This is a genomic window from Aphanizomenon flos-aquae FACHB-1287, assembly GCF_014698755.1.
Taxonomy (GTDB): domain Bacteria; phylum Cyanobacteriota; class Cyanobacteriia; order Cyanobacteriales; family Nostocaceae; genus Dolichospermum; species Dolichospermum flosaquae.
Map to the genome: position 1 here is coordinate 1 of NZ_JACJTO010000073.1, position 7,784 is coordinate 7,784.

Below are 7,784 nucleotides of genomic sequence, written 5' to 3' on the forward strand. Positions count from 1 at the left end.
TTTGTCTTATATCAGTCGAATATGCTGCTGCCATATATATCTCAATTATTTTCTTTTTTTTCCATCTTTAAAGTTTACCATCTTTGTACCGCTTTTGATCTCAAACTGCTGTAAGTACAGATTAGCTTACAATACCTTTAAGGTCAGCACCGTATTTTAAGAAAAAAATTAACACCATGTTTGGAAATTTTAATTCTCCTAACCCTATTCAACCCTTGAATGTTGGTAGTGTTGTCAGTGCAGGAATGCGATTGTACCGTTCTCATCTAAAAAAATATTTTCTCATAGCTCTTAAAGCTTATGCTTGGTTACTAGTTCCTATTTACGGTTGGGTTAAATTTTATGCCCTCTCAGCCCTGATTTCTCGTTTAGCTTTTGGGGAATTAGTTAACCAACCTGAAAGCGTTTCATCAGGTCAACGATTTGTCAATTCCCGTTTATGGGGATTTTTTGTTAACATGATTCTCATGTTTGCCATTAGCATAGGTATTGCAATTTTATTTATACTTATTGCTAGTTTACTAATGGGTATATCAGCGGTATTACTAGGAGGATTACAAGCTGGAAATATAGCCAACACAATTATTTTGATTTTAATAGCGCTTGTAGTTCTGATAATTACCTTTACAGGTATACTGTGGATAGGAACTAGATTTTATTTAGTAGATGTTCCTCTAGCAATTGAAGACAATGTTAACGGTAGTTCAACGATTAATCGGAGTTGGGAACTAACTAAGGGAAATATTTTCAGGATTCTTTTAATTTCTTTAATTGGTTTTTTAATTACCATTCCCATCCAATTTATTATTCAAATCATTACTACTATTATTCAGTTAATTTTTACAACTTTACTAAAGGAAGATATTCTCAGTTCTTCAATAATTTCATTCGTGTTAACATTTGGACTAAGTTTTGTAGGTGGGGCCTTAATTCTCCCTTTTTGGCAAACAGTGAAAGCTGTGGTTTATTATGATCTTAGAAGTCGGCGTGAAGGTTTAGGTTTGCAATTACGTGATTACGATATTTAATTAAATTCAAATATAATATAATGCACCTTTTTAATCGCATTAAATTCACTACACCCGAAAGTGTAGAAATAGAATTTACTCTGGCTGGAATTGGTAGTCGGGCTTTAGCATTAATGATTGATTATGTAATTCTAGCCTTCACTTTAGTAATAACGGTGTTGATATGGTCGTTTATTTTTCAGCAAGTAACTGATTTTGGAGTCAGTATTTTTGGCTCTAATTTTGGCTTGTGGTTGATAGCCATATCTCTATTAAGTCTGTTTTTTATTTACACAGGTTATTTCGTTTTTTTTGAAACTCTTTGGAGAGGACAAACACCAGGTAAACGTCTTGCTAAAATTCGTGTTGTGCGAGATGATGGTAGACCTGTGGGTTTACAACAAGCAGGATTGCGAGCTTTACTTCGTCCTATTGATGAAACTTTATTTATTGGTGCTTTTTTAATTACTTTTAGTAACCGAGAAAAGCGTCTTGGTGATTTAGCCGCTGGAACAATTGTGATTCAATCAGAAACAGTTGTAAAATTATCAAGTTTAGTTATTTCTGAAGCGGCTAAATCTTTCCATATCCAGTTACGAGAAATAGCCGATTTATCATCTTTATTACCCGATGATTTTGCCATTATTCGAGAATATTTACAGCGACGGAGTGGAATGTCAAAAAAAGCCAGAATAGCACTTTCTTTAAAACTCACTCAACAAGTTCAATCTATTATTAATTTGGAAATTATTCCAGGAAATATTGCTACAGATGTATTTTTAGAAGCAGTTTATCTTGCTTATCAACAACCTGAATATTAGAGATAATTTTCAGCCATAATAGGCTATTTACATGATAATTTGTCTGAATCAGGATTTATAGTAAATGCCACATTTTTGAAGTTAAAGTGGCTATTTATGTTATGATCCCATTATTTAACCCATCTGCTTGTAGTAATTCCTAAAAGCTGTTCTAGTTGAGTGATACTATTAAGATGATTAATAATAGCATTAAGTTCTTGATTTTGAGTATCAACTAAACTTTTCTCAAAATTAATAATATCCGTCATCGAAATATTACTACTTAATCTCATTCTTTCCTTAGCATTTATCACTTTTGATGCTGCTAACTTTCGTGCTTGCTGTGCTAATTCAATTTGTTTAAAAGTATCTTTAACAGTACGAATTTTATTTTTTAACTCCTCATTTAAATTATCCTGAGTTTTTGCTAGAGTATAATTAGCATTTTGTAAACTAATTTCACTTTTAACTACAGCATTATCTTGACTGAGATTACCAAATTCACGATTTAATATTAAAGACGAACTTAAATTATTTGTATCTTGAGTATTAGAAGCACTATTAAAACCATAACTCACATTTAATTTTAAATCCAATTGTTGTTGGTTTTTAGCTTCTGTTATCCCAAATTTAGCATTTTCCACAGCATTAACAGCAGCAAGATAACCAGTATTATTAGCTTTAGCTAATTCTAACATTTCCGTAAAAACTGGTAAATTTAAACTTGTTGGAGGGGTAGGAGTTTCAATAGCAATTAGTTTTTTTGTTATGGGTAAATCTATAGTTTTAGTTAATTCAGAAATTGCTTGTTCTAAACTTGATTGTGTATTCAGTAAATTTACTTCTTGTTGAGCAATATCAGCTTGACGCTCAACCAGATCATTTTTAGGAATTCTCCCAAATTCAAATAATGCTTGTAATCTGTCTAAATCTTTTTTAGCATTAGCAAAAGATAATTGTTCAATTTTTAATCTTTCCTGAGCTAACAATAAATTTCTATAACTAACTATAGTATTAGTAATTGTTTGAGAAATAGTATTTTTTATATTTAAAATATTTGCATTTTCTGTAAATCTTGCTCTTTTAATACTCAGAGTATTTAATCCTGTACCAAAACCCTTTAATAAAGGTTGACTAAAATTAAGATTGACACTTTGACTTAGAGTATTTGTATCTGAGGAAGTATCTAATGAGCTAGTACGAGATAAAAGATTTTGTCCTTGCCATGTTAAACTTAAATTACCACCTGTAGGAATTTTTAAATTAAAATTAGCACCTAAAAGAGCCGTTGTATTATTATTGATATTACTACCAGTTTGATTATTATTCAAATTTAAAGATAGCTGGGGTGTAAAAGTTGGATTAAATTGAGATTCAGTTTCAGATAATTGTTTTTGATCTAAAATACGTTGGAGATAAGCTATTTTTAAATCTCGATTATTTTGTAAAGCTAAATAAACAGAAAGGGAAACTAAAGGAGTTTGATAACCAAATTGATAGGATAAATTCAAGAGAGTTACAGTTATAATCGTAATTCCTTAGCAATTTTTTGGCGTTGTATTTTGAGTTTATCTATTTCTCTCATAATTTGATTTATTGCTAATTTAGCTTCTTTCAATTTTTGCTGGGGTTCAGATTTGTTATTTCTCACATCTTGCAAAAAACTTTGTAATTCTAATTTCTGTTGTTCTAAATCTAAATTACTTAATGATAATTCATCTTTAGCATTACTTAAATCTGTTTCAGTTTGAATAACTTTCTTTTCTTGCTCTTTTAACTCAGTTTCCGAAATAAATCCTTTAGCGAAAAGTTGTTTATTTTCTTGTAATTTAATTTGTGTTTCTGTATCTCGCAGACGGATTAAAATTTGATCTTTTTTTAACTTTGTCTCCAATTTTGACTAAAACTTGTTCTACTGTTCCTGTGATTGAAGATTTAATATTTCTTTGATTATCTAATTTTAATATACCACTTTCTCCGGTAATTTTATCTTCTACTTTGTCTTGAGTAGCTGTTACTATGCGAACGGGGATATTTTAAATTTTACTTTGCTAAAAAATATTAACTTCGGCTTAACATATCAGCAGCCGAAAAAAGCCACACCAACTTTAATGAAGCTATCCGACTATTCAACGAAATGGAAGTGCCCAAGCAAATTGAGAAAGTGCAAAAAGCGAAAGCTCAAAATTAAGCTACAGAAAAATCTGTAAACTGCCGATATTCAGGACGAATAAAACCTAAAATAATATCATCCTTTCCTACTCCTAATTCCAATAATTCCCCAGTTATCCCCCTTTCCGTACCATCCCCTTCAATGCAGATTTTACCATCAATAATTCGCAAATGAAATACCACTGCATGAACTCTACCTGTTTTATCCCAACCCGTATCCATTAACAAATAATTATCAGATTCTTGATCACAAATACATAAAGCCTCAATTTGACCATGACTAGGTTTATATTGAGCGTGTTTTTTGACAACACTAACTATAATTTTTCTGTATTTATCTAACTTATCCATTGTACAATTACCTCTTGAATTGGAACAAAAATAATGTAATTAATCTGCTGTTGATCACTTAAAATATCTTGAATAGCTGGTTTTAGAAAAAAGTCTTGATAAGCAGCTTCAGGAATTGCTAAATATAATTTACGTTCTGGATTAATTCTTTTTATTAAACTAACATAAATATTATATTGTCCTAATGTTTTTTCTAATTCTGTAATTAAAGAAGGACTGTTAAAAACTTTTATTTCAATCACAATCTTTTGCTGCATTTTCTGGGCAGCAAATAACTTTTCTGCTCCCAAATCAGCATATAAACGCAAACCCTTGTATTCTAATACAAAGGGGTCATCAGTAATTATCCATCCATCTTTAGTTATAGCATTTTTAACTTGATTGTGATATAAATCGTATTGTGGCATTGCTAAATCAAAAATATTGGCCTCATCATAACATATCAAAAAATTGGTCAAATCAAAAAAAAGCCACACCAACTATTCAACGAAATAGAAGCACCCAAACAAGTTGAGAAAGTAGAAAAAGCAAAAATAGGAAATATCTCTTGATTAAAATTATTTATATGTATCAAGTTTGTAGGAGTTTAGCAGTGCTAAACCCCTAATATGAATTACTTAAAAATCCAAACTCGGCCAATCTGGTTGACGATAATAGTGAGTCATATCATCAAATTTTCGCAATTCCACCTGATTAATCAAAAAATCTGGAGTATCTAATGGCAATGATTGATTAAACTCAGAAAACATCATACTAAGGTTTATCCGGTCTAATTCCGGGGGAATTTCGCCAAAATACCCTAATGTCACATGAGCCGTAAAATGATAATGCTGCTCAACACCCAAGCCCATTAATTTGCGATTTTGATAAATTATGCGCCGGAATCGAATAATTTCCTCATAGGAACGTTCATTTTTGGGTACTAAACATACACCCACAGCCCTGGGCATGACAATTAATCCCCACATTTGCCAAGATATAGGAGATCCCTTTGTCATCAATTGTTGATATTCTTGAAACATCTCGGCCAACTGAGAATTCAAATCTTCAGCAAATTGAGGATTTTTTTTACAAGCATGATGAAAAGCATTATCCCAAATTAAATCCGCCACCGTTACATGAAAACTATCAGCGGGAACAGGTACAATTAAATTACTACCAATGGGTAATTGGAATAATTGCCGTTGATAAGCTTGTATTTGACTGTAGAAAGCAGCATTATTTAGATCTTCCTGTGCAGGTGGGGTAATTAGCGTATAGCCTGGAAAAGCCGCAGCTTCCCTAACCCCACCATGAAACCGAAATTTAGAAGATTCTTGAATATGCTGAATTTGGGTCTTGTAAGCCTCTGGTAGCGTCATGCGTGCCACCCGATTTAAATAGGTTTGGTAGTTGTCGTCCAATCTTAATCACCTTGCGCTCTTTTGTATAGATTGTAGAAAGATTTACTCAATTTGACCAAATTAATTTTTAATTTTCAATTGCTATGCCAATCTATGTTTACTGGGGTGAAGATGATTTTGCTATGGAAAAAGCGGTAGTAATTTTGCGTGACCGCATTCTTGATCCCCTGTGGACAAGTTTTAATTATACCTCATTTCCCGCAGATCAACCAGATGCCATCATTCAAGCTTTAAATCAGTCCATGACACCGCCATTTGGCGCTGGTGGGCGTTTTGTGTGGCTTATCAACACCACTCTTTGCCAAAATTGTCCAGATCATATCTTAGCAGAATTACAACGCACTCTCAAAGTCATCCCTCCAGATTCTACCTTACTATTGACCAGTCGCAACAAACCAGATGAACGCCTAAAAAGTACAAAACTCCTAAAACAGTTTGCCACAATTTCCGAATTTCCCCTAATTCCCCCTTGGAAAACCGAACTTTTAGTCCAGTCAGTTCAACAAGCGGCTCAAACTGTAGGGATAAAAATAAGTCCTTTGGTAGCCGAACTCCTAGCCGAATCCGTAGGTAATGATACCCGTCTTCTCTACAATGAACTAGAGAAATTACGTCTCTATAGCGAAGGTAGTGGTAAACCATTAGATGTGAATACAGTATCTGAATTAGTTAGAAATACTACTCAAAATACCTTACAATTAGCAACAGCCATCAGAACCGGAGATACCCCGAAAGCTTTAGGGATACTAAATGATCTCACCAATGCAGCCGAACCAGGTTTACGGATAGTTGCTACACTTATCGGTCAATTTCGCACCTGGTTATTAGTAAAAATGATGGTGGACAGCGGTGAACGCAACCCGCAAGTCATCGCTCAAGGGGCTGAAATCTCTAACCCCAAGCGTATCTACTTCCTACAGCAAGAAGTTAAGTCTCTCCCCCTACTGCAACTTATCTCTGCATTACCCCTGCTATTAGAGTTAGAAGTTAGCCTCAAGCAAGGTGCATCCGAAACTTCAACACTACAAACTAAAATCATCGAACTTTGTCAGATATGTCGCCGCATTTAATATCCCCAGGAATATACAGCAGCTTCTAGTGTTATAAAGTATAAGTATTAATCATAAAACTTTTGTCCTGCGGAAATCTTCCCCCCTAATAGAATATCTCCCCCAAGCGGAATGTGCTGTATATATTCGATTTTGACTGGAACTTCTAATTCAGAAAATAATTCAGACTCATTATACACCCTATTCTCCCTCTGTGTCATCTGTTTTATGCTCAAAATTTACAGCCTTCATTTAACCAATCGGTTGCAGCAAATCCTCTCTCAACCCTTGATTTTCGCAACCCTTACCACTGCCAGCCTAATTTATGGAACTTTCAGTATCAACTCTCAAGTGGTCGCTCAAATTTTAAACCTCAACAATACAGAAGTAACTAATTATGCAAAGGCTGTACTAGGGGTAGAGCCAGTCCGTCGCCAAGCCTTTGAGGAAATTAAGAAACTAATCGGTAGCAAAGACATTCCCAAAGTCATTTGTAATGATCCTACAAGTGTCAATGTACTACCTGGCAAAGCAAAAGATATTGCCATAAACTACTGCAACAATTCTCAAAAAATAGTTGAGGATAGTGGTCTCACCATTGAAAGATTCAATAAGATTACTTTAGAAATCCACAACAATAATCCTTTAAAGCAACAACTTTATAATACATTACTACGCTTACAAAAATCTACCGCCACAACAAAGCCGAAATGAAAATAAACAAAATTTAATCCATTGTTGCTAATTAATTCTTTCATTAACCTGCATTAACCAGGAAAGACAGCCGTTAGTTTTTTACCTCATATACATATTATTTCTGACCTACTAGCCTAACAATAAGCTGAGTCCCTTGTCCCACAAAGCTTGCAGATATTATTTTCACATTTCTAAAAAAACTTTAAAAAACCCCTTGACAGAAAAAGGAAGGATTGATATATTAGATAAGTGCCGGGGAGAGAAAACAACTCACGGCAACTGAACCGAGAAAAAATAATACTTTGA

General features: G+C 33.5%; 10 protein-coding genes. 4 read left to right on the top strand and 6 right to left on the bottom strand.

What is annotated here, in order from left to right; translation table 11 throughout:
• The first annotated feature begins 176 nt into the window (after nucleotides 1-176).
• Together H6G44_RS19650 and H6G44_RS19655 are read left to right on the top strand one after the other, a co-directional pair.
• Nucleotides 177-1,028: a glycerophosphoryl diester phosphodiesterase membrane domain-containing protein gene (locus tag H6G44_RS19650; RefSeq protein WP_190388247.1), complete on the top strand. Its 852-nt coding sequence runs from the start codon at nucleotides 177-179 to the stop codon at nucleotides 1,026-1,028.
• A 20-nt stretch (nucleotides 1,029-1,048) separates the two neighbouring features.
• Nucleotides 1,049-1,828 (top strand): RDD family protein, encoded by a 780-nt coding sequence (locus tag H6G44_RS19655; RefSeq protein WP_190388246.1) that lies wholly within the window; start codon nucleotides 1,049-1,051, stop codon nucleotides 1,826-1,828.
• Between the two features lie 110 nt (nucleotides 1,829-1,938).
• Here the strand turns inward: H6G44_RS19655 and H6G44_RS19660 are convergent, their stop codons facing one another.
• The 5 genes from H6G44_RS19660 to H6G44_RS19680 all read right to left on the bottom strand — a co-directional run bounded on the left by H6G44_RS19660 (nucleotide 1,939) and on the right by H6G44_RS19680 (nucleotide 5,733).
• Nucleotides 1,939-3,318, bottom strand: coding sequence for a TolC family protein (locus H6G44_RS19660; protein WP_199291896.1), 1,380 nt, complete (start codon nucleotides 3,316-3,318; stop codon nucleotides 1,939-1,941).
• An 11-nt stretch (nucleotides 3,319-3,329) separates the two neighbouring features.
• Nucleotides 3,330-3,701, bottom strand: a complete 372-nt coding sequence (locus H6G44_RS19665; RefSeq protein ID WP_190388245.1) for a hypothetical protein — start codon at nucleotides 3,699-3,701, stop codon at nucleotides 3,330-3,332.
• A 293-nt stretch (nucleotides 3,702-3,994) separates the two neighbouring features.
• Nucleotides 3,995-4,330 (bottom strand): XisI protein, encoded by a 336-nt coding sequence (locus H6G44_RS19670; RefSeq protein ID WP_190388244.1) that lies wholly within the window; start codon nucleotides 4,328-4,330, stop codon nucleotides 3,995-3,997.
• Nucleotides 4,318-4,737, bottom strand: a complete 420-nt coding sequence (locus H6G44_RS19675) for an element excision factor XisH family protein (protein ID WP_190388243.1) — start codon at nucleotides 4,735-4,737, stop codon at nucleotides 4,318-4,320. The genes H6G44_RS19670 and H6G44_RS19675 overlap by 13 nt, the downstream gene beginning before the upstream one ends.
• A gap of 210 nt (nucleotides 4,738-4,947) precedes the next feature.
• Nucleotides 4,948-5,733 (bottom strand): DUF1868 domain-containing protein, encoded by a 786-nt coding sequence (locus H6G44_RS19680; protein WP_190388242.1) that lies wholly within the window; start codon nucleotides 5,731-5,733, stop codon nucleotides 4,948-4,950.
• An 83-nt stretch (nucleotides 5,734-5,816) separates the two neighbouring features.
• Between H6G44_RS19680 and holA the strand changes: the two genes are divergently transcribed.
• Entirely contained in the window at nucleotides 5,817-6,803 is a 987-nt protein-coding gene (gene holA / locus H6G44_RS19685; protein WP_190388241.1) for a DNA polymerase III subunit delta, read from the top strand.
• A gap of 47 nt (nucleotides 6,804-6,850) precedes the next feature.
• Here holA and H6G44_RS20575 read toward each other — a convergent pair whose 3' ends face one another.
• Nucleotides 6,851-6,982: a hypothetical protein gene (locus H6G44_RS20575; protein WP_276513889.1), complete on the bottom strand. Its 132-nt coding sequence runs from the start codon at nucleotides 6,980-6,982 to the stop codon at nucleotides 6,851-6,853.
• 28 nt (nucleotides 6,983-7,010) lie between these two features.
• Between H6G44_RS20575 and H6G44_RS19690 the strand changes: the two genes are divergently transcribed.
• On the top strand, nucleotides 7,011-7,496 hold the full coding sequence (locus tag H6G44_RS19690; protein ID WP_190388240.1) for a DUF4168 domain-containing protein: 486 nt from the start codon (nucleotides 7,011-7,013) through the stop codon (nucleotides 7,494-7,496).
• The last annotated feature ends 288 nt before the right edge of the window (nucleotides 7,497-7,784 follow it).